The sequence below is a fragment of the Maricaulis sp. MIT060901 genome (genome assembly GCF_047123815.1).
In the GTDB taxonomy this organism is placed as follows: Bacteria; Pseudomonadota; Alphaproteobacteria; order Caulobacterales; family Maricaulaceae; genus Maricaulis.
In genome coordinates this window covers 1,284,586-1,306,496 of record NZ_CP138920.1, presented here as the reverse complement: position 1 = coordinate 1,306,496, position 21,911 = coordinate 1,284,586, and the positions used below count along the sequence as shown (strand labels likewise).

Sequence of the window (21,911 nt, the reverse complement as noted above, 5' to 3'; positions counted from 1 at the left end):
AATCCAGCCGGCAGAAAAGGTACTAATCTGCGTGAGAATAGCCGATGCCGGCATAGCGGTCGTCGTCGGAGAAGCCGTAGACATGTTGCAGGCCATGTTCGCCGCAATTGATTGCGGATTGGCGCCAGCCTCCACTCATTGAGTTACGCCCGAACATAACGCCTGAAGTGCCGTCCAATGACGCTGTGACGATGATGTTGTCAGCGCGCCGACCCACCCAGAGCGTTCCGGCGTCGCGGGAGCCCGATGGTCGCCAAGGCTGAACCGCGGAGCCGATCACGGTTTCAGAGCCGTCATTCTGCACCAGATAGGTGGATTCACTGTCCATTCTGACACCACACACCGTGTATGGCGTGCCGGTGACCTCGATTTGCGCTGTGGCAGAGCAGTCGAATTGGGCGTTGCTCGTAACGCTCGGCTGGGCGATCAGCGCCAGACCGGCACCGACTAGAAGATCCAACATGATTTTCCCCCGGAAACATGAAACTTATTCCAGTATTGCAGTGAAGGAAATTCACGCAAGACCCTGACGGCAGTGTGTTTCCATGGGTCGCGCGGAAACAGTGGGATCGACGGAAAGGGCCGGTGAATGTGAGCGTTCGCCTGGCTTTTTCCTCGCCGGCCGCACGCTTTGGAAGCGGACCAGCATTCGCTGTGTGCCGCGTCGCCGTAGGCGCAGGCTGCGATTGACCGCCATCACGACAGGTGTGCAGAGTACGGCAGAGGGGAGAATATCATGAAATCACGTCGCGAAGTGCTCTGGGGGCTGGGGTCGGCCACGCTTGTCACAGTGTCGGGCTGCCAACAGACCCGCTTGCCAGATGTCATCGAAATTCATGACCCTGCGGCCCGGGCACTTTTTGATGTCACGCAGGGCCTGCAACAGCTTGCGGAGGGATTTGTCTGGAGTGAAGGGCCCAGCTGGGACCGTGAGCGCCATTGTCTCTACTTCACCGACGTGCCTTCCAATAAGGCGTTCCGGTGGTCCGCCGCCTCAGGTCTGGAAGTTTTTCTGGATCCGTCCGGAGTTGACCCGGAGCAGGCGCTGGGCATGCGCGAGGCAGGGGCGAATGGTTTATGGTTCGGCGACGACGGGTGGCTGTATCTCTGCAATCACGGCGTCCGTGCCGTGCAGCGCATGAGGCCTGATACGCAAGATCGCGAGACCCTCGTTGAAAGCTTCGGCGGACAGCGTTTCAACAGTCCGAACGATCTGGTGCGTGCCAGTGATGGAAGTCTGTATTTCACGGACCCGCCCTACGGACTTGAGGGGCTGGATGCCTCGCCGTTGAAGGAAATGGACGTCAATGGTGTCTATCGTCTGGCGCCTGATGGGCAATGTGAGCGCCATTTCGACCAATTGAGTTTCCCCAACGGTATTGCTCTTTCACCGGATGAGCGGTGGCTGTACGTCGCGCAATCCGACCCGTCGGCACCTTACATCTTCCGCGCAGAATTGTTGGCGGATGGCACGACCGGCCCGCTGGAACTCTGGTATGACAGCAGCGAGTTTCTGGCGGCCGGCGACCCGGGACTTCCTGATGGCATGTGTGTGAGTACAGACGGCACGATCTTCGCTACCGGGCCGGGCGGTGTTCTTGTTCTTTCTCCTGCAGGTGTCCTTCTGGCACGGATACGCACAGGGCGTGCGACGGCCAATTGTGCCTTTGGCGGCGAGAACGGAGATGTGCTCTTCATGACGGCGCATGATCGTTTGCTGCAACTCCGCACGAATGCGGTCGGAGTGCAGTGGCAGGCGGGTGCCTTGCCTTAGTCGTCAGAACTTCTGACCCCATCTTGCAGCACTCGGAGGCGATCTTTCTTGAAAAATGTCCATCGTTGTCATAATGGCATGGCAGCGGCGAAAGCCACGGTTTCGAGATGGGGAAAGTGATGTCCAATCCGTATAATCGCAAACTTGCTCTGGCGGGCGTTGACCCCGCAGACATTGGTGAAGCCGGCATGGCTGCCCGCATCGAGGCGATGCTGGCCGAGGGGCTGCACGGTCTGGCTTTCAGCCCTTATGTGGATGGCCAGGACAATCTGTGTGATGTGTCGCCGGAACAGATCCGGGCGCGGATGTCGATGCTGGCGCCCCATACCAACTGGGTGCGCACCTTCTCCTGCACGCGCGGCAATGAGGCGGCTCCCGTCGTCGCCAGCGAGCTGGGTCTCAAATCCATGGTCGGTGTGTGGATTGATGATGATGTCGAGCACAATGAACTGGAACTGGCCAAGGGTATCGAGCTGGCACGCCAGGGACATGCGGGCATTCTGGCGATCGGCAACGAGGTTTTGCTTCGTGAAGAGCTGACTGAAGATCAGCTGATTGCCTATATCGAGCGCGCCAAGGCCGAGGTCGATGTTCCTGTTGGATATGTTGACGCCTATTTCCTGTTCGAAAATCACCCGCGCGTCGCCGCGGCTTGCGATGTGGTGCTGGTCAATTGCTATCCGTTCTGGGAGGGCTATCCGATCGAGCACGCCCACATCTACATGCGCGAGATGTATCGACGGGCCCAGCGGGTTGCCGAGGGCAAGAAGGTCATTATCGCCGAGACCGGTTGGCCGAATATCGGTACGCGTGAACGCGGTGCCGTCCCGTCCCGCATCAATGCGATGAAATATTTCATCGATGCGGTGGAATGGACACGAGAGGAGAACATCGACCTGTTCTATTTCGCGGGATTTGATGAAGCCTGGAAGGTTGCCAAAGAGGGCGATGTCGGCGCCTACTGGGGGCTGTGGGACAAGGACGGCAAGCCGAAATACTGCAGTATGTGATGTTTGGGATTCTCTCTTCCGACCGGCGCCGGTTTGCGCCGCCGCATGCAAATGCGATCTGCTATTCCGGCTATCGGGAGGGGCAAAGTCCACCGTCCGGCGTTTTCCCGAGCTATGACCAGATCCGCGAGGATCTGCTGATCCTCGTGCAGCACTGGCGCTATCTGCGGGTTTATGACTGCACGCAGCACGCCGAGACGGTGCTCAAGGTCATCCGCGACGAAGGTCTGCCGCTCCAGGTCATGCTCGGCATGGGACTGGGGGCGGAAGTCAGCAACCCCGGCTGCCCGTGGGGCGGGGTCTATGATGACGCGGTGCTGGCGGCCAATCGGCGTGCCAATAACGAGGAACTCGCCCGCATGGCTGCGCTCTCACGCCGCTACCGCAGGGAAGTTATGGCTGTTTCGATCGGCAATGAGGCCAGTGTGGACTGGAATGACCATATGGTCCCCGTCGAGCGGCTGATCGAATTTGCCAAACAGCTGGGCCGCAAAGCCCGGCACCCGGTGACATTCTGCGAGAACTACGTGCCCTGGACGGACAAGCTGCGTCCTCTCGCAGCGCATCTGGACCTGCTCGGCGTGCACACTTATCCGGTCTGGGAATACAAGGATATCGAAGAGGCACTCGCCTACACCCAGGAGAATTACTATGCGGTGAAGGGGCGTTACCCGGACAAGCCGGTGGTGATTACCGAGGCCGGATGGACCACGCGCTCGAACGGTCGCGGAATCGACCCGGGCAATGCCAACGAGGATTTGCAGCGAATCTATTACGAGCAGCTGATGAACTGGACCAATTCCGAGGGCATCCTGACCTTTGTTTTCGAGGCATTTGATGAACCCTGGAAAGGGTCTTCTGATCCGGATGAGCCCGAGAAGCACTGGGGTTTATTCCGGCTGGACAGGCGCCCCAAGCCGGTGATGGCCCAGTTGTTCCGCGACCGGCTGTAGGTGCGTCCGGCGGTCAGCTTGCCAAACGGCAACGGTTCTGGTCTGCAGGACTGTGATCGGATCGGGAGAACGGGCCGCATCGGCTCGTGGAGGGTTTCATGTCGAATATCTTCGATGTTGCGAAAAGGGCCGGCGTTTCGGTCAAGACCGTGTCCCGGGTCATGAATGATGCGGAGAAAGTCCGCAAAACGACGCGTGAGCGCGTCGAGCAGGCCATGCAGGAGCTGGACTACAATCCAAGCCATGCGGCGCGGGAATTGCGGTCGGCCCGGTCACGTTCCATCGGCATGTTGTTTGGTGATCCGAGCAGTGGATTCCAGAGCCGGTTTCATCATTCCGCGCTGAAAGCCTGTGACGAGGCTGGCTATTTTCTGGCCGGGGGGTTGTTCGACGAGGAGGCTGCGGACTGGGACCGGCAGCTCAGCGCATTTCTCTCGCGCACGCGCGTCCGCAACATGATTCTGGTCCCGCCCCTCAGCGGCGCTTCGGCCCTGCACGAACGCCTGGTTGAGCGCGGCGTTTCATTTGTCCTCGTGTCTCCGGCCAGGTCATCCAAAACGATCCCGGCGGTGCGCATGGATGACTACGCGGCCGCTCATGAGGTGACGCGGCATTTGCTGGACCTGGGCCACCGTCGCATCGGCCATATTGCAGGGGCTCCGGATCACGTGTCCTCGACACTTCGCGAGGAGGGCTTCGTCGCTGCCCTGCGGGAACACGGGCAGGCAGAGATCCGTTCCGACTGGATTCGATGTGGCATGTTCACCTTCGAACATGCACTGAAGGCGGCAGAAGACCTGCTCGATACCGCTGATCGGCCAACCGCCATATTCGCATCCAATGATGAGATGGCTGCAGCCGTCTACTTCACCGCCAGCCGCCTCGGCTTGCAAGTGCCCCAGGACTTGTCGGTGGTCGGGTTTGATGATGTCGCCATTGCCCGCACGATCTGGCCAACTCTGACGACCATTGCCCAGCCCTATGAAGCGATGAGCAAGGCCGCGGTCAACTACCTGGCCGCTCGCGATGCAGACAGTGATGCCGAGCCGGCCGCGAAGGTCATAACGCTCGACTACGAGTTCATCCTGCGCAAATCGACGGCGGCGCCGCGCTGAATTCCGGCACCTCTCGCCCTCTTCCTTTTTGCAGATGCAAAATGACAAGGTTGGACATTTTTGTTGACAGGCCTTGTCTGCGCAGGGATTACTGGGGGAAATTCGCACCGAAAACGGGCGGCGGAAATTTATGGGGAGGTGTGGCTGTGCGACGTATCGTGCTGGCCCTTGCGGCAAGTATTGTAATACCTTCAATGAGTTGGGCTCAGTGTGGTGGCATTGATCACCAGCGCGCGGGCGCGGGTGATTGGCGACTCGTCTGGTCGGATGAGTTTGACGGGGCGAACCTCGATCCTGATCGCTGGACCCGGGAAGTCGACTGTTGGGGTGGCGGCAATGAAGAGCGTCAGTGTTACACGGCCTCGGAACGCAATGCCCGCCTCGAGAACGGTTGCCTGGTCATTGAGGCGCATCTCGAAGAGACAACCGGGCCCGCCTGGCCTGCCCGCCTGATGGATGATCTGACCGCGGAACAGCGTGACGAGATCAAGACCCAACCCTTCAGTTCTGCCCGTTTGAATACGGCCGGAATGGGGGACTGGCGATATGGCCGTGTCGAGGTTCGCGCCCAACTGCCTGAAGGACAGGGGACCTGGCCGGCCATCTGGATGCTGCCCACGGATGAAGTTTACGGTGGCTGGGCGCTCTCGGGCGAAATCGATATTCTCGAAGCGGTCAATCTTGGTGCGCCGTGCGAGGATTGCGACGGGCCGGTTGAGAACCGCATGTTCGGCACGTTGCATTTCGGCGGAGCCTGGCCCCACAACCGTTATCAGAACCGCCGCACAACCCTGCCGACCGGCTCGGATGGTGAGCAAACATTTCACGTGTTCGCGATCGAGTGGACGGAAGGTCGTGTCGAGTGGTTTCTCAACGGGGAGAGTTACGGCAGCCTGACTCCAGACGAGTGGAGCACGGATTCTCCGCTCGCAGATGGCAATCCGAACGCGCCGTTCGACCAGCGTTTCCACTTGATCCTCAATCTCGCAATCGGCGGGCATCTGGCGGAAAGCCATACCGCCGGTGGTGTGGATTATGACGGGTATCCGCGGCAGTTCCTGGTGGACTGGGTACGTGTCTACGACTGCCCCGAAGACCTCGAAACCGCGCAGGCCTGCGCCCACTAAAGCGTCCCCGGCGGGCGGGAAGATAGGACGAAATCATGACTGAATCTGTTGCAAAAACGCGTCCGGAAGATCGTATTTCCTTCCTGCAGAGACTGGCCTACGGCTCCGGTGCCTTTGCCAATAATCTGCTTGCAGGCTCGATCGGTGCGATGATGGTCGTCCTGAACATCGGTCTGGGCATGGACCCGGTCCTGGTGGGGCTCCTTGGCGGCCTCCCACGTTTCTTTGACGCCTTGACCGACCCGATTGTTGGTTATGTGTCCGACCGCACCCGCTCTCGTTGGGGGCGCCGCCGGCCGTACATCTTCTTTGGTGCCATCGCCACCGCGATCGCCTTCGGCATGCTCTGGCAATTGCCCGAGGGACAGACGGAAATGTTCTATTTCTGGTACTTCCTCATAGGCTCATTCATCTTCTTCCTCGCCTATACGTTCTTTGCCACGCCCTGGGTGGCACTGGGCTACGAGCTGACGCCGGACTATGACCAGCGCAACCTGCTGATGGGCACTCAGAATTTCATTGCCCAGTTGGCGTATTTCATCCCGCCATGGCTGGTGTTCTGGGCTCAGAACGAGAACCTGTTCGACAATATGGTTCAGGGCACTTCGGTGATCGCCTGGGGTATCTCGGCGCTGGTTGTGCTTTTTGGCACCGTGCCTGCGGTCTTCCTGCGCGAACGCATGGCCGACGTGGCCGCGCGCGAGCTTGAGGAATCAAGTGAGGACCGTCGCGGCATCATCGGCAATATCTGGGACTTCATGAAAGGGTTCGGCTCCGCGCTTTCCTTTACCCCATTCCTGAAGCTGTGCGCAGCGACCTTCCTGGTTTTCAACGGCTTCATCATGATCGCCGCCTTCCAGTTCTATGTTGTCGCTTACTACGTGTTCTCGGGCGATATCGAGGCCGGTGCAGCACATAATGGTGCTGTCGATTCCGTCAGGATCGCCTTCTCCTTCGTGGCTGTCGCCGTGGTTGCCTGGATGGCGACGAAGGTCGGCAAGCGCAAGATGTTCGGGATCGCGATCGGTATCGCGGCTCTGGGGTATGGACTGAAATGGTTCCTCTATGACCCGACCGCGCCGTGGTTGCTGTATTTCGCGGCGCCGCTAATGGCCTTTGGCCTGGGTGGTCTGTTCACCCTGATGCCGTCCATGGTCGCTGATGTGGTGGATATGGACGAGTTGCGGACGCACCAGCGTCGTGAGGGCATGTTCGGATCGATTTTCTGGTGGGTGGTCAAGCTCGGCCAGAGTGTCGCCATTGCGCTGGGTGGATATCTGCTTGCCAGCACTGGATTCGACGAGGCGCTGGGCGGAAACCAGGCCGAGTCGACGCTGTTCTGGTTGCGGGTCTGGGATGTGGTCATCCCGGTGGGCTTCTATCTGATCGCGATCTGGTTGGTCACCACGCTGGATATCAGCCGCGAGTCGGCAGCCAAGGTGCGCGCCGAGCTTGAGGCCCGTCGAGGCAAGACCGGTGAAGGCGAAACCGCCGCGGAAACCAATAACTGACAACAGGTACGGGGTGGCGTTCTGCGCCCCTGAGTGAAGTACGGGATAGCCGTCATGAGTAGTGCACGGGATATGAATTCATTGGGTAAGGCACGGGATGTGGAGACGCGGATCGGTTCGCTTCTCGAGGTCATGTCGATCGAGGAAAAGGTGGGTCAGCTGAACCAGGTTCAGTGCACGGGCCCCAACGTGGTCGAGGACCTGGCGCACGGCATTCGGTCGGGTCGCATTGGTTCGGTGATCAACGTCGTTGACCCCGATGCCATCAACGCCATGCAGCATATCGCCATACACGAGAGCCGACATGGCATTCCCCTGCTTATCGGGCGTGACGTGATCCATGGCTTCAAGACCGTGGCGCCCCTGCCGCTGGGACAGGCCGCCAGCTGGAATCCGGGTCTCGTGCGCGAATGCGCGCGTGTATCCGCTCAGGAAGCGACCGCATATGGCATCAACTGGACGTTCGCACCGATGATCGACATTGCCCGCGATCCACGCTGGGGCCGGGTAGCGGAGAGCCTGGGCGAGGATCCGTTCCTCGCCAGTGCTCTGGGCGCGGCCATGGTTGTGGGTTTCCAGGAAAGTGCCAACGGCGAGGCAGATACCCTGATCGCGTGTGCCAAGCATTTTGCCGGTTATGGCGCATCGGAAGCCGGTCGTGATTACAACACCACCAATCTTCCCCTGAACGAGATGCGCAATGTCTACCTGCCGCCGTTCAAGGCCGCACGTGAGGCCGGTGTCGCTACCTTCATGACGTCGTTCAGCGATATTGACGGCATTCCGGCGACCGCCAGCGATTTCCTGCTGGATGAGGTCCTGCGCCAGGAATGGGGCTTTGATGGTGCCGTGGTCAGTGACTGGGATGCCATCCACCAGCTGTGTGTTCACGGCCTGTGTGAAAACGATGTCGAAGCGACCTATCTCGCAGCCCGTGCCGGTGTTGATATCGACATGATCAGCGGTGTCTACGAGCGACATATTCCGGAGCTGGTGGCGACCGAACGATTGCCGATGGAGCGTCTCGACACCCTGGTTGGCAATGTGCTGCGCGTGAAAATCCAGGCGGGGCTGATGGACCGTGATGTCACGGTGCTTCCCGAGGAGCCGGCGCGCATGTCAGGTCTTGCGCTTGTGCGCGAGGCCGCCGCCCAGAGCCTGGTTCTTTTGCGTAATGAAAACGCCGTCCTTCCGCTGGACGCCACGCGCCTTGACCGCCTCGCAGTGATCGGTCCGCTTGCGGATGAGCCGGCTGAGCAGCTGGGGACCTGGGTCTTTGACGGTGATCCGGCCCGCAGCGTCACGCCGTTGGCCGCTCTGCATGCCATGCTCGAGGGCGAGGTCGAGATTGATCATGTGCGCGCGCTGGAAACGACGCGCAGCCGTGATCGATCACAGTTTGACGCGGCCTTCGCAGCCGCACAGTCCGCCGATATGGCGATTTTCTTTATCGGTGAAGAAGCGATCTTGTCCGGTGAGGCCCACAGTCGCGCAGACATTACGCTCCCGGGCGTCCAGGCAGACCTGGTGCGGCACGTGCGAGGCGCGGGCAAGCCGGTGATTGGTGTCATCCTGGCGGGACGTCCGCTGGCGATGGGTGATATTGCCGACCAATTCGACGCACTGATCTATGCCTGGCATCCAGGCAGCATGGGCGGTCCGGCGATCGCGGATACCCTGTTCGGGCGCTGCGTGCCAAGCGGCAAGCTGCCGGTCAGCTTCCCGACCATGTCGGGCCAGGTTCCGATCTATTATGCCCACAAGCAGACCGGGCGTCCGGCGACACCGGAAACGGTCATTCACATTGATGATATTCCCAGTGGGGCCGAGCAGACATCACTGGGCATGACGACTTTTCATCTCGATGCCGGATATTTGCCGTTGTATCCGTTCGGCTTCGGCCTGAGTTACACGACATTTGACTATGCCGACCTGTCGATTGATCGCCATCACGTGCCTCTCGGCGGGCGTGTTGTGGTCGAGGCTTCGATCACCAATACCGGTGATCGGGCCGGGACCGAGATCGTGCAGCTCTATGTCCGGGACCGTTTCGGCAGCCTGACGCGCCCTGTGCGCGAGCTCAAGGGATTTGAGCGTATTCACCTCGAGCCGGGTCAAAGCCATCGTGTCCGCTTCGAATTGCACACGGATGAGCTGGCGTTCTATGGCCGTGACGGTGCTTTCGCGGCGGAACCCGGTGACTTCGACGTCTGGGTCGCGCCCTCCAGTGTCGGCGGTTTGCACACGCATTTCGCTATCACGGCATAGGTTGCAGGGGCGGTCGGGCAAGGCCCGGCCGGCCTATCCGTCTCGCGGTTCTGTTGGGCCGGGCATCGGGATAATCCAGCTGAGGCCGTCATCACTCAAGCGGCCGCCAAGACGTGTCAGGACAACGCGTTCAGTAATGGCCTGTCCCTTCTCTGCCATCGCCGTGAATGTGTCTCGCCCCGAATTCGGGAAGCTCCGCCGTGTCCGATGAATGTCGAACTCTTCCGACAGCGGCATACCAAATGCGGCCTCAACGCCGTCTCTGCCCAGCATGAAGCCGAGCAGTCCGCCCCACGTCGCTGCCGGATTGTCGGAGTCCCATCCGGCAAGTGTGGCGATACGAATGGTCTCGCGGATATCGCCCTCGCCGTAAAAGAGGCTGATCAGGCTGGCGCCGAAATTGATGCCGGAGGCAAAACATCCATTGCAGTACAAGCCGCGTTCCGAGATGTCGTATCCATCCTCGCCACGAACCTGATAGCGCTCATACAGTGCGTCACGGGTGTCTTCCCAGGGCTGGCCGGAGGCATGGGCCGCGGCTACGAAATCGAACATCGCGGCGGGATAGTCATCGTCCCGGAGGGTTTCACGGGCTTGGAACGCCATAGCGCGGACCTGCTCGGCCATGGCTGTGCCTGGCTCTGATCGAGCCGCCAGAGCATGCAGGGTGATGTAGAACAGCGCGGCATCCTCGGCGGCCCCGCGCGCCGTGGTCTGCACGGGCAGGTGCCCAAGTTCCCGGGCGATGTCCGGCCGGCCCGGTGCATACAGCCCGAAGATCTCGGTCGTCAGCTGGGCGTCGATCATGTCGGTATAGGGATTGTACTGCGCGTTTCCGGTCGCCGGCGGGATGACCCCCTCCAGCATCAATTCATGGGCGCGCTGATTGGAGACCCAGAGATAGTTCTGCCAGACCTCACCGTCGCGGCCATAGGGCGTTTCCTCGCGCTCGTCATAGATATGCGTCAGCCAGGCGTCCCGGATCATCTCTCCGGTCAGCGCGGTCGCATCGGAGTGGTAGAGGGCCTCCTGGTAGAGATACTCGATATCGGTGTCGTCGTCGGCGCCCCAGGTCTCGCCGGGGCGACGCAGGACAAAGTCGATGACCGGTGAGATGTCACTCGGCTGGCCTTCGCCCCAGATCGCCGGCTGGTCCGGCTGTCCCCAGTCCGCGCGGGTATAAAAAACGCCGTGCGGGCCGTCGCCGCCGATTTTGTCCATCTCGGTGACCAGGCCGGTCCAGTTGCCGATCGACTGTCCCAGCCAGAAACCGTGCAGCCGGGACACATAGTCCGCGCGAGACAGGACCAGTATCGTCTCGTCCTGGTGTGATGCTGGTGTCGGGGTGCACGCTGAAAGGCCCACGGCCGCGATGCCGGTGACCAGCATCGCGGCGCGTTTCGGGAGCGCCAGCATCCTAGCGATCATCGCCACAGGTCTGCGCGGCGTCCGTGTCGGAGGCGAGCACGATATCGCCGAGACCGATCTCGCCCTCATCGCTGTCTGGGCTCAGTTCGAAGACCGAGGACACCCGGCTGAGATCCATCCCCGCCTCGCTGAAACAGCTCAGGCTGACACGGTACTCCCGCCAGGGGCCTTGGGTGATCTGGATGGGCACTGAATGGGTGCATGCATCGCCGCTATCGCAGGTCATGCCGACATTCACCCATACATCCGTGCTGCCAAACCCGCGCGCACGGAAAGAGAGTTCCATCTCGCCATTGGCCTCGCGGGAGAGGTCAAAGGCCTCTTCGGTCGTGAGGCGAACGCCGACGTCGGGCTGACGCCAGGTCATCTGCAGCGAGTCTTCCTGGGAGATGCGATCCGTGCGTCCCAGCGTCATCGCGTCAGAGGTCAGGCGGCCGTCGGCCTGCGCCGTCCACTCGCCCGCCAGACCCGTTTCCACGCGCCAGGGGCTGATCGCCTGTCCACGCAGGAAGAAGGATCCGCTGGGGGTGAGATCTTCTTCTGAAAGCCCTGACACCTCGGAGAGGGTGCCCACGCTGGAGGTGTCGGAGAAACTCAGTCCGTAACCATAGGCGAATTGGGGCGCATAACTCGCGTCGCCACGATTGAGTTCAGCGGCGACTGCGCTCGCAGGCCAGGAGAAGGAGAGGCGTCCGGTGAAGTCGAAACCCGGATCCGTGCGGAACAGCATGTCAGCGATCCCGCCGCCCTCGGTGCCGGGTAGCCAGGCGGCAACGAAGGCATCGGAGGCATTGATCTCAGGATTGGTCCACAGCGGGCGACCCGAAAGGAAGACGCTGACCACCGGTGTGCCGGCTTCGGAAAAGGCGTTCAGGCGGGTGGTGTCGAACCCGTTCGGTACGAAATCGAGATGATCGCGATCACCCTGGAACTCCGCATAGGGTTCCTCGCCATAAACCGCGATGACCACATCGGCCTCGACATCACCGCTGCCCTCGACGTCAAACACGACCGATCCGCCGGCCGCCTCAACCACCTCACGGATGCCGTCCAGGATGGTCTGGCCAGCCGGGAATTCCGAATTGGGGTATCCACCGCCCTGCCAGGACAGGGTCCAGCCACCGGCCGTCTTGGTGATGCTGTCTGCGCCATCGCCGACTACCAGCACTGTGAGACCCGGATCCAGAGGCAACAGATTGTCCTCGTTCTTCAGAAGAACGAGGGATTCGCGGACTGCCTGGCGTGCGACAGCGCGGTGCTCCTCGGCGGCAAGAACGCTGGTGTCATTCGCCAGCGGGCGCTGGCTGGGCGCGACCTGTTCGAATACGCCGGACTGAATCTTGACGCGCAGGATGCGGCGCACGGCATCATCCAGGCGCTCCATCGAGATGCGGCCCGCCTGCACATGCTCCAGCGTGCTGTAATACAGCTCCTGCCAGCTATCCGGCGCCATGAACATGTCCACGCCGGCATTGAAACTCTCTGGGCAGTCGGTGGCCGTACAGCCATCGATCAGGCCGTGGCCATTCCAGTCACCGATCACGAAGCCATTGAAGCCCATACGATCCTTGAGAACATCCTCGAGCAGGCTGTGATTGCCGTGCATGCGGATGCCGTTCCAGCCGGAGAACGAAGCCATGACGGTCTGAACGCCAGCCGGAATCGCGGAGTAGTAGCCCTGGGCATGAATATCGCGCAGTTCCGCCTCGCTGATCACCGCATCGCCCTGGTCGCGTCCGTCAACTGTGCCGCCATCGGCCAGGAAGTGCTTGGCACTGGAGATGACCCGGCCCGTGGCCATGAACTCATCTGTTCCCGGACGTCCCTGCAGGCCCCAGACAATGCGTTCACCGTAGGCGCGGACGATTTCCGGGTCCTCGGAGAAGCCCTCATAGGTCCGTCCCCACCGGTCATCGCGTGGCACTGCGAGCGTGGGGGCGAAGGTCCAGTCATGCCCGGACACTGACAGTTCGCGCGCGGTCACGCGATAGATTTCCTCGATCAGCTCCGGGTTGTTGGCGGCGCCCAGGCCGATATTGTGCGGAAACACGACGGCGCCGCGCAAATTGGCGTGTCCATGCACCGCATCAATGCCCCAGATGATCGGAATGGCGATCTCGACACCCTCCGTGTCGATCGAGGCATTGAAATAGTCATCTGCTGCTGCCAGCCAGGTTTCGGCATCGGCATAGGGTTCCGGTCCAGGCGCCGAATTGCCGCCGCTGAGCACCGAGCCCAGGCGATACTGGCGCACTTCCTCCGCCGTGACTGACCCGCTGTCAGCCTGGATGACCTGCCCGACTTTTTGTTCCAGCGTCATCAAGGCGAGAACAGAATCGATGCGTGCCTCGACCTGCGGGTCCAGTGGCAGCGGTTCGATGGCGGGCCAGCTGTCCGGATTGGCGGTCGCGGAAGCCGGCAGGTCGACAAAGACAGGCTCGACAGCAGCTTGCGCTGTTGGTTCAGCGTTCGTAGTTGAAGATTCTTCCTCCGGCTCGGTCGCCGCAAGCTGGCAGGCAGCCAGACTGAGCGAGATAGATAATGCGAGACCGGACACGGTTGCCTTGCGCGATTGATTGAGTGACATTTCTTCCCCTTTTTCGGCAGCGCAGAAGCGGCCCGAAGGCGCTCTGGCTTCTTTCTCTACTGTTGTTGAGTGGCCTCCAGGAAGGCCGAGATGGCAAACAAGGGCGCGTTCCAGTTGATCGCGACCTCATTGAGGGCATAGGCGTCGACATGGTCGGCCCAGCAGGTTTGTGGTGCACAATTCCCGCGCATTTCACGGGCGATCGGATCTGTCATCACCCGGTGATTGGGGCCTCCTGAAAGAGCGCCCGGCGGCGCGATCGGGAATTCAGGGTCGGCGCCATTGGCCCAGAAGCGATGATGGGGGTGTTGCATGGCGCGTTCGCCGTGCCCCGCGATATAGCTCTGATCAAGCGGGTTGCGGCCGAGCAAATAGTCCATCGCATGCACCACGCCGTCGCGGTATCCCTGCGTCGGATCGATATCATGGGCTGCGGCCAGGATAAGGGCGCGGTTGAGCAGGTTGGCGTTTGAGCCCCATGTGATCTCATCCGGAGTGAGCGGATAGAGATACCCCGTGCCCTGCATGTCGCCGAGATACCGCATCGCGGTGTCGATGATGGTCTGGTTCGCGGCTGCCCGCAGGGCTGTGTCACCCGCAGTCAGCTGAGCTGAGAGTTCAGCCAGTAATTCCGTATTGGCCCAGAAAACCGGTCGCCATTGATCCATCTGGCTCCGGAAGGTGTTCGCGGCGTCCAGGTAGGCCATCTCGCGCGTCGCCAGATATAATTCCGTGGCCGCCCAGTAGAACTCGTCGCGCAGATCCAGGTCGCCATAGGCGCCTCCGCCATCGAAGGTGTCGCGGGCGAGAAGGTCCGGGTGTCGCGTGGCGGCATTGAAGGCGCGTCTCGCCGCTGTCAGGCATTGTCCCGCGAAATCCGGATCCAGCTCTCGCCAGACCCGGCTGCACTGCGCGGCGGTCGCCGCAAGATTGAGTGTGGCGGCCGTCGACGGCGGAATCAGGAAGCGCGGCTGGTCGGCATCGGCAGGGAGTAGCGGCAATGGCAGCCACTGGCGTTCGTGAAGTTTGTGGTGGACCAGACCGCCGCCATCGATCCCGATCGGATGCGATACCTCGGCCCCATTTGCTCGGGCATCCACCCAGACGTGTTCGCCATCAGGTATCTGGAGCCGCAGCATGAATTCCATCTGCCAGCGTGCCTCCAGCAAAATTTCGCTGACACCTGGCTGGCTCTCCGGGAGAGGCAGGCGGTCGCCGTCCCACCCCAGCCCGGCGAGTTCGCCGTATTGCTGGAAACGTTCGAAGACATATTGCAGTGTCCACACCGCGATGCCTCCATTGACAACATACTGACCATAGTCACCGGCATCAGCCCAGCCACCCTGCGTGTCCAGCTCATACCCGCAGCCTCGCCAGACTGTGCCGGTCTTGTCTTCGCCGCTGAAACAGGTCGCGCTGGCCTGCATGAAGCCGCCTGCGCGGGCCCATTGTGCTCCGCCGGTGAACTCCGGCGTCAGATCGATGCCGAGGCGATTGAGATGGAAATAGCGCAGACTGTCCTCGGCCAGTCTCCCCCATGGCATTGCGCCAATGGAAAAGGGACGAGAGCGGGCGCCGCAGGAGATCAGCTGGAACACCGCGCCGGTCTCGCCGGTAATATCCAGTTCAATCCGGTGCACGCTTTCGCCGGCGCTGGCATCATGGCCGAAGGGCTGCGACTGACCTTCAGCCCGGATATTGCCGTTTTCGTCGACAAGCTGCCAGGGTAAGGGCCGTGTTGTTGCGGAATGCAGGATCGCGGTCTTCGGGCCCTGTTGTTCGAAGCCGAGCTGGTTCAGGACGATGGCCACAGGCGCGCCGGTGGGCTCACAATCCGAGAGAGGCTGAAGCCCCAGGCTAAGTCCCACTACAGCGGCGAACATGGTGTTTCCGTGACTCGAGTTTGTGCATTCGATGCCGTTTGATAGCGCTAACAATACGGCTGGCGCGTTCAGCTTGGCAAGTTGATTCCGTCGGCTGCCGGCGCGGAGGTTCCCGCTTTGATTAAAGCTCGTGTTATCGCAATGACATTGCCGGTGAGGCGGCGTTCGCAGCGGATGTGTTTGTCGCGCGGATCGACAAATTGGCGGGATGGCACGCATTGCGCGGAAGAATTGGTTGCGTTAACAATTGTGCTGGGAAGCGGCAATGCGACCGGTTTTTGCGTTCAAATGAACGCCCGGCGAAACAATTCAGACCGTCGCGCCCGGGGGAGATTAAATGACACTTTCAATGATCGATCTCGTGATTGTCTTTGGCTATGCCTTCGGACTGATCGCGATCGCGACACTGGTAAGCCGCGAGAAAGCTGGCCACACCAAGGACTCAACGGATTACTTTCTTGCGGGCAAGACACTTCCGTGGTGGGCGGTTGGAGCCTCTCTGATTGCTGCAAACATCTCGGCAGAACAGATCATCGGCCAGTCCGGACAGGGGTATGTCGTCGGTTTGGCCATTGCCGCCTATGAGTGGCAGGCCGCTATTGTGCTGTTGGTTGTCGCCAAGTATTTCCTGCCGATCTTCCTCGACCGCAACATCTATACGATGCCGCAATTTCTCGATCAGCGGTTTGGCGGTGGCGTCAAGTCGACCATGGCGGTGTTCTGGATTGCGCTCTACACAGCCGTCAATCTGACCAGTGTTCTATGGCTGGGCGGCCTCGCGATCAATGCGGTGACCGGACTGGCGGTCTTGCCGGGCATGGTGCTTCTGGCCCTGTTTGCAGTGGTCTACTCGCTTTATGGCGGGCTCAAGGCCGTAGCCTTCACCGATATTATCCAGGTCGTTGTGCTGATTGTTGGTGGAGTTCTCATCACCTGGATTGCGCTGGGGCTTGTTGGTGATGGCGCTGGTGCGCTTGCCGGCTTCAATACACTGCTCAGTGGTATTCCTGGTCACTTCAACATGATCCTGAGTCCGGAGCATCCCAACTATGGCGATCTGCCCGGCATCTGGACGCTGCTCGGTGGCCTGTGGGTACTGCACTTCTCCTATTGGGGTTTCAATCAGTACATCATCCAGCGGGCGCTGGGTTCGAAAAGCCTCGCGGAAGCTCGCAAGGGTCTGGCCTTTGCGGCCAGCCTCAAGCTTCTCATCCCGGTGATCGTGGTCGTGCCCGGCATCGCTGCCCTGCACCTGGCGCAGAATGGAATGCTTGACCAGGCTGCGCTTGATGCGCGCCCGGACAGCACCTATGGCGTCCTCATGACGCTAGTCCCGACAGGGCTTCGTGGGCTTGTCTTTGCAGCTCTGATTGCTGCCATTGTCTCTTCGCTGGCATCCATGATGAACTCCATCTCGACGATCTTCACCATGGATCTCTACCGCTCATTCCGTCCGAAGAAGTCGGAACAGCACTATGTGACGGTTGGCCGAGTTACGGCTTTCTCCGCAATGCTGATCGCGCTGGTTCTGGCGCAGCCATTCCTCGGTGGTATGGAGAGCGCTTTCCAGACCATCCAGGAATACACCGGATTTGTGGCGCCTGGCGTGGTGGCGGTCTTCATCCTGGGCTTCTTCTGGAAGCGGACCAACACGACGGGAGCGTTCGCACTGCTCATCAGCTCGGTGGTGCTGTCCTTCATGTTCTGGCTGATGGCCAACCCGGCCGCGCTTGGTGGCGCCGGACAGGGACTTCTGGGTCTTGTTGGACTTGAGGCGCTGGACCTGCCGTTCGTGGTGCGGATCTGGATCGTGTTCCTAGCGTGTCTGATGATTGGCATGCTCGTCTCCATCGTCACGGGTAAACCGGTAGATGCACGGGCGGTGGACGTGTCTGGTATCAAGTTCGCGACCGATCCGGTCTTCAACATGGCCAGCCTGGCGATCATCGCGACGCTGATCGGTATCTACGTCTGGTTCTGGTAGCGCCGGAACAATGCGGGCCTGTCCCCGGCACGACCGGGGGCAGGCTGGCTCCGCATAAGTCCTTGAGCGTGTGTCCAGGGAGAACTAGAAGGGGAGTTCTTCTCAAAAAAAGCAGGGTTTTTGATTGAGTTGATCGTGCTCAGGCGCTGACCAATCGCCTGTTACAGAAGTGGTTATGACGGCGGGAGTCGAATGAACAAGAAGCAGACTACAACCATCAAGGATGTCGCTGAGTTCGCAGCCGTTTCTCCCATGACGGTGTCACGCGTTCTGAACAATCATGACTTCGTGAAAGAAAGCACGCGTCGCCGCGTGCAGGACGCCATGCGAGCCCTGAATTACCGTCCCAATCTGATGGCGCGTAACCTCGCCGGCCGATCCGGCTTGTTCATCGGACTGATTTATCGAAATCCAAGTTATGGCTATCTCAGCGAGTTTCTGCTCGGGGCGCTGAGTACGTGCCGACGCCTTGGGCATAATCTGATTGTCGAAGAACCCTTCCTCGATCGCAATATGGTCGACCTGGAGCTGATCGAGCGACGTTTCCTGGATACCAGCATTCAGGCTCTGATCGTCGTTCCGCCACTATCTGACGATCCCCAATTGATCGACGTGCTTGAGCGGACAGGCATCTCCTATGTCTGCGTCAGCCCACGGCTGAACAGCTATGCGGGCGCCAGCGTTGGCATGAATGACACCGACGCTGCGCGTGAAATGACCGATTATTTGCTGGGGCTGGGGCATGAACGCGTGGCGCTGATCAAGGGCCCGCCGGACCACCGCGCCAGTGAGTTGCGTCTGATTGGGTACCAGCAGGCGCTCGAGGCGAGGGGGATGGCGCTGGACCCTGAGCTGATCGGGGAAGGTGATTTTACCTATGTTTCCGGCATGCACGCGGCGAAAAAGCTTGTGGATCGGGAGCGACGCCCGACAGCGATTTTCGCCAGCAACGACGATATGGCTGCCGGTGCAATCACCTGCATCCATCAGTCCGGTCTGCGTGTGCCGGAAGATCTCTCGGTCGTCGGTTTCGATGACACGGCGACTGCATCTGCAATCTGGCCGCCTCTGACGACAATCCGCCAGCCCATCCGGGAGATGGCGAATGCCGCCATCGAGACGCTCGAGCGGGGCGTCCGTGGCCCGGAAGCGAAGAACGCCGCCCCGCCGGAAAAGCTCAGATTGCCTTACGATCTGGTGATCCGAGAGTCGGCGGCGCCTCCGGCCGGCAAGGGCTGACAGAGGTAGGGCCGGGTCAGGCCGACTGTCTTGCCCTATTCAGATAGACTTCGTGGTCATCGAATTGCTCGAGGCATTTGTGCATGGCGCGACGCACTTCTGCCATGCGTTTTTCCAGCATGTCGTCGGGTAGAGCGTTGATGACCGGGTGATAGCGTTTCGGACGCAGATTCTGGCCCTCGAAGACTGCAAACCAGCTGTGTTCGCCGAACAGTTCATTGTCGTGGCGATAGAGGCGGCCATTCTCCAGATAGATGTCGATGCGTTGGCGCAGCGTCTCCGGGATTTCCATTGTGCGCACGTAGTTCCAGAACGGGCTGTCCGTCCGCTGGGTGGCACAATAGTGAAGGATCAGGAAGTCACGAACCTGTTCGAATTCGGCCAGCGTGCGCTGGTTATAGTATTCGATGTCGCGCTCATTGAAATGCTTGTCCGGGAAATTGGTCAACAGGCGCGCGATGGCAGTCTGGACCAGGTGAATGGAAGTCGATTCGAGTGGTTCCAGGAAGCCGCTGGCCAGGCCGAGGGAGACGACATTCTTGTTCCAAGGTTTCTTGCGAATGCCTGTCTTGAAGCGCAGGAAGCGCGGGTCAGAGAGCGGCTTGCCATCCAGGCCCTCCTGTAGCTTGGCGCAGGCTTCATCATCGCTGATATACTCGCTGCAATAGACGTGTCCGTTGCCGAGCCGGTTTTGCAGCGGAATTCGCCACTGCCAGCCGGCCTCGTGCGCCGTGGCGCGGGTATAGGGTGTCAGCGGACCAGCGAGCTCGCAGGTCTGAGCGACAGCGCGGTCAACGGGCAGGTAGTTCGACCAGTCATCATATCCTGACTGGAGCGTTTGCTCGATCAACAGGCCGCGGAAGCCTGTACAGTCGATAAAGAGTTCGCCGGCGACTTCCGTTCCGGATTCCAGCTTCAGGCTCTCGACATGGCCGGTCTCACTGTTCTGGACGACGTCGACAACCTTGCCCTCGATACGTTCCACGCCGCGCGACTCGGCGACCTCCCGCATGTATTTGCCGTACAGACTGGCGTCGAACTGGTAGGCATAGTCAATGCTGGCGAGCGGTGAGCCCTTGATGTTCGGGTTGGGGTGGGAGAACTTGTTCAGCTTCGAGGCGAGGACCTGAAGGTTGTAGTCGTCGATGGGCTGAGCGCCTGGCTTCTGGATATGCCGCAGCCAGAAATGGTGAAAATGAATGCCATCCATATTCACCCCGTACGGGCTGAAAGGGTGGAAGTAACGATCGCCGACCTGCCCCCAGTTCACGAACTCGATACCCAGTTTGAAGGTCGCATTCGTGCGGTTCAGATAGTCCTTTTCCTTCAGGCCCACCAGCGTGTTGAAGTAGCGGATGTGCGGGATGGTCGCCTCACCGACGCCAACCGTTCCGATTTCCTCGGACTCGACGAGGCGGATCTTGACGCTGGGGTCCCGTAACAGGATCGAGAGTGCCGCCGCAGCCATCCATCCGGCAGTTCCGCCTCCGACGATGACGATCTGTTTGATGTTCATGTCTTGCATGTTTTTCCCCACTCCCTACACGGTCTCACCGGACCACGCATAATGTTCCAGAAATGCGCGGTGTGTCTGCATCTTGGCGACAGCGCCCTGCATTGCCGAGCGCATGGACTGCAGACTGCGCGTAATATCTGCTGCGCCTACAGCACCTATAATCGGATCAACTGATTTTGGAGCGATATTCTGACCCAAAAGTACCGCGATCCAGTTTGGTTTGGCAAAGAGCTCGTCTTCGTAGCGGAAGATCCGTCCCGCTTCCTGGAACAGCTCCATCCGCGCACTCAATGAATCCGGAATGTCCATCGTCCGTGTATAGTTCCAGAACTCGCTGTCATCCCGTTCAGTGGCCTTGTAGTGAAGGATGATGAAGTCGCGCACCTGTTCGAATTTTTTCACCAGCTGACGGTTGTATTCATCGCTCACGACCGCTGGCATAGCCGCTGTTGGATAGAGCGAAATAAACTTGCTGATGCCTTCCTGGATCAGGAAGAGCGATGTCGATTCCAGAGGTTCCAGAAAACCGCCGGACAGTCCGATAGCAACACAGTTCTTTTCCCAGAGCTTGGTCCGGTGACCCGTTTGAAAGCGGATCTTGCGCGGAGAGCCGAGTGCCGGACCATCGAGATCTTGCAGCAGGCTGTCGATCGCCTCGTCATCGCTCAGCAGCTTGCTGGAGTAGATATGGCCGTTGCCGGTTCGGTGCTGTGTGGGAATTCGCCATTGCCACCCAGCCTGCTTGGCGGTGGAGATGGTGTAGGGGAGAATTTCGCCCGTTCGTTCGCACGCGATGGCTTGGGCGGTATCGCAGGGGAGCCAGTGAGACCAGTCCTGGAAGGAAACGCCAAGCGTCTGGCTGATGAGCATTCCCCGGAAGCCGGTGCAATCGAAAAACAGGTCGCCGTCGACGGATTCGCCGCTTTCAAGATCGATATGGGTGATGAAGCCTGTCTCGGGGTGTTGGCCGATATGGGTGACCTTGCCCTCAATGCGCCGAACTCCGCGCTGTTCCGCAAACCCGCGGAGATATCTGGCGTAGGCGGTCGCGTCGAAATGATACGCGTATCTGAGCTGTGAGAGCACTGAGCGCGGATTCGGGTCCGGCATTGCAAACTTGCCGCCTTGAGCGGCAATGGCGCTGAGGCTGAAATCCTCGATCGAGCTGTCAGGATGATCCTGTCGGTACTTCAGCCAGTACTGATGGAAGTCGATGCCGTTCATATCGACGCCATGTTGGCCAAATGGGTGCATGTAGCTTTCGCCTTGCCTGCCCCAATTCACAAACTGGATGCCCAGTTTGAACGTCCCGTTTGTCGCCTTCAGAAACTCCGCCTCGGGGATGCCCAGCATGGCATTGAAGTTGATGATGTCGGGTATTGTTGCTTCGCCGACTCCGATGGTTCCGATTTGTTCGGATTCGACCAGGCAGATCCGGGCTGCGTTCTCCGGCAATACACTGGAAAGGGCTGCCGCCGTCATCCAGCCCGCGGATCCACCGCCGACAATGATGATG

The 21,911-nt window shown here is 60.2% G+C and carries 15 protein-coding genes; 9 read left to right on the top strand and 6 right to left on the bottom strand.

The window, feature by feature from the left end; all coding sequences use genetic code 11:
- Positions 1-22 precede the first annotated feature (22 nt).
- Positions 23-463, bottom strand: a complete 441-nt coding sequence (locus SIC17_RS06480; RefSeq protein WP_412546739.1) for a hypothetical protein — start codon at positions 461-463, stop codon at positions 23-25.
- Positions 464-736: 273 nt separating this feature from the next.
- On the opposite strand from SIC17_RS06480, the gene SIC17_RS06475 reads away from it, so the two are divergent.
- From SIC17_RS06475 to SIC17_RS06445, 7 genes are all read left to right on the top strand, one after another.
- Positions 737-1,774, top strand: coding sequence for an SMP-30/gluconolactonase/LRE family protein (locus SIC17_RS06475; RefSeq protein WP_412546738.1), 1,038 nt, complete (start codon positions 737-739; stop codon positions 1,772-1,774).
- Positions 1,775-1,893: 119 nt separating this feature from the next.
- On the top strand, positions 1,894-2,784 hold the full coding sequence (locus tag SIC17_RS06470; RefSeq protein ID WP_412546737.1) for a glycosyl hydrolase family 17 protein: 891 nt from the start codon (positions 1,894-1,896) through the stop codon (positions 2,782-2,784).
- The gene (locus tag SIC17_RS06465) at positions 2,784-3,737 is read left to right on the top strand and encodes a glycosyl hydrolase family 17 protein (RefSeq protein WP_412546736.1); all 954 of its coding nucleotides are present in this window, start codon (positions 2,784-2,786) and stop codon (positions 3,735-3,737) included. Before SIC17_RS06470 ends, SIC17_RS06465 begins: the two co-directional genes overlap by 1 nt.
- Before the next feature lie 98 nt (positions 3,738-3,835).
- Positions 3,836-4,852, top strand: a complete 1,017-nt coding sequence (locus SIC17_RS06460; protein ID WP_412546735.1) for a LacI family DNA-binding transcriptional regulator — start codon at positions 3,836-3,838, stop codon at positions 4,850-4,852.
- Between the two features lie 194 nt (positions 4,853-5,046).
- Entirely contained in the window at positions 5,047-5,979 is a 933-nt protein-coding gene (locus SIC17_RS06455) for a glycoside hydrolase family 16 protein (RefSeq protein ID WP_291896604.1), read from the top strand.
- A 35-nt stretch (positions 5,980-6,014) separates the two neighbouring features.
- A complete protein-coding gene (locus SIC17_RS06450; protein ID WP_291896602.1) occupies positions 6,015-7,490 on the top strand; it encodes an MFS transporter in 1,476 nt (491 codons plus the stop codon).
- A gap of 54 nt (positions 7,491-7,544) precedes the next feature.
- A complete protein-coding gene (locus tag SIC17_RS06445) occupies positions 7,545-9,758 on the top strand; it encodes a glycoside hydrolase family 3 N-terminal domain-containing protein (RefSeq protein WP_412546734.1) in 2,214 nt (737 codons plus the stop codon).
- A gap of 33 nt (positions 9,759-9,791) precedes the next feature.
- Here the strand turns inward: SIC17_RS06445 and SIC17_RS06440 are convergent, their stop codons facing one another.
- The 3 genes from SIC17_RS06440 to SIC17_RS06430 are packed head-to-tail and all read right to left on the bottom strand — an operon-like array spanning position 9,792 to position 15,656.
- Positions 9,792-11,174 carry an ADP-ribosylglycohydrolase family protein gene (locus SIC17_RS06440; protein ID WP_412546733.1) on the bottom strand — a complete coding sequence of 461 codons (1,383 nt, stop codon included), beginning with the start codon at positions 11,172-11,174 and terminating at the stop codon, positions 9,792-9,794.
- Position 11,175: 1 nt separating this feature from the next.
- Positions 11,176-13,773, bottom strand: coding sequence for a glycoside hydrolase family 3 N-terminal domain-containing protein (locus SIC17_RS06435; RefSeq protein ID WP_412546732.1), 2,598 nt, complete (start codon positions 13,771-13,773; stop codon positions 11,176-11,178).
- Between the two features lie 56 nt (positions 13,774-13,829).
- Entirely contained in the window at positions 13,830-15,656 is a 1,827-nt protein-coding gene (locus SIC17_RS06430; protein WP_291896592.1) for a glycoside hydrolase family 9 protein, read from the bottom strand.
- Between the two features lie 337 nt (positions 15,657-15,993).
- Between SIC17_RS06430 and SIC17_RS06425 the strand changes: the two genes are divergently transcribed.
- Together SIC17_RS06425 and SIC17_RS06420 are read left to right on the top strand one after the other, a co-directional pair.
- Positions 15,994-17,640, top strand: coding sequence for a sodium/sugar symporter (locus SIC17_RS06425; protein ID WP_291896589.1), 1,647 nt, complete (start codon positions 15,994-15,996; stop codon positions 17,638-17,640).
- Between the two features lie 192 nt (positions 17,641-17,832).
- Entirely contained in the window at positions 17,833-18,879 is a 1,047-nt protein-coding gene (locus tag SIC17_RS06420) for a LacI family DNA-binding transcriptional regulator (protein WP_291896588.1), read from the top strand.
- A 16-nt stretch (positions 18,880-18,895) separates the two neighbouring features.
- Here the strand turns inward: SIC17_RS06420 and SIC17_RS06415 are convergent, their stop codons facing one another.
- The gene (locus SIC17_RS06415) at positions 18,896-20,404 is read right to left on the bottom strand and encodes a tryptophan halogenase family protein (RefSeq protein WP_291896586.1); all 1,509 of its coding nucleotides are present in this window, start codon (positions 20,402-20,404) and stop codon (positions 18,896-18,898) included.
- A gap of 15 nt (positions 20,405-20,419) precedes the next feature.
- Positions 20,420-21,877, bottom strand: coding sequence for a tryptophan halogenase family protein (locus SIC17_RS06410; RefSeq protein WP_412546731.1), 1,458 nt, complete (start codon positions 21,875-21,877; stop codon positions 20,420-20,422).
- Positions 21,878-21,911 lie beyond the last annotated feature (34 nt).

Excerpts from the sequence above, each read along its gene's own strand:
- SIC17_RS06435 (WP_412546732.1), bottom strand. The coding sequence starts at position 13,773 with ATGTCACTCAATCAATCGCGCAAGGCAACCGTGTCCGGTCTCGCATTA.
- SIC17_RS06475 (WP_412546738.1), top strand. The coding sequence starts at position 737 with ATGAAATCACGTCGCGAAGTGCTCTGGGGGCTGGGGTCGGCCACGCTT.
- SIC17_RS06465 (WP_412546736.1), top strand. The coding sequence starts at position 2,784 with ATGTTTGGGATTCTCTCTTCCGACCGGCGCCGGTTTGCGCCGCCGCAT.
- SIC17_RS06425 (WP_291896589.1), top strand. The coding sequence starts at position 15,994 with ATGACACTTTCAATGATCGATCTCGTGATTGTCTTTGGCTATGCCTTC.
- SIC17_RS06450 (WP_291896602.1), top strand. The coding sequence starts at position 6,015 with ATGACTGAATCTGTTGCAAAAACGCGTCCGGAAGATCGTATTTCCTTC.
- SIC17_RS06455 (WP_291896604.1), top strand. The coding sequence starts at position 5,047 with ATGAGTTGGGCTCAGTGTGGTGGCATTGATCACCAGCGCGCGGGCGCG.
- SIC17_RS06420 (WP_291896588.1), top strand. The coding sequence starts at position 17,833 with ATGAACAAGAAGCAGACTACAACCATCAAGGATGTCGCTGAGTTCGCA.
- SIC17_RS06410 (WP_412546731.1), bottom strand. The coding sequence starts at position 21,877 with ATGACGGCGGCAGCCCTTTCCAGTGTATTGCCGGAGAACGCAGCCCGG.
- SIC17_RS06445 (WP_412546734.1), top strand. The coding sequence starts at position 7,545 with ATGAGTAGTGCACGGGATATGAATTCATTGGGTAAGGCACGGGATGTG.
- SIC17_RS06415 (WP_291896586.1), bottom strand. The coding sequence starts at position 20,404 with ATGCAAGACATGAACATCAAACAGATCGTCATCGTCGGAGGCGGAACT.
- SIC17_RS06470 (WP_412546737.1), top strand. The coding sequence starts at position 1,894 with ATGTCCAATCCGTATAATCGCAAACTTGCTCTGGCGGGCGTTGACCCC.
- SIC17_RS06430 (WP_291896592.1), bottom strand. The coding sequence starts at position 15,656 with ATGTTCGCCGCTGTAGTGGGACTTAGCCTGGGGCTTCAGCCTCTCTCG.
- SIC17_RS06440 (WP_412546733.1), bottom strand. The coding sequence starts at position 11,174 with ATGCTGGCGCTCCCGAAACGCGCCGCGATGCTGGTCACCGGCATCGCG.
- SIC17_RS06460 (WP_412546735.1), top strand. The coding sequence starts at position 3,836 with ATGTCGAATATCTTCGATGTTGCGAAAAGGGCCGGCGTTTCGGTCAAG.
- SIC17_RS06480 (WP_412546739.1), bottom strand. The coding sequence starts at position 463 with ATGTTGGATCTTCTAGTCGGTGCCGGTCTGGCGCTGATCGCCCAGCCG.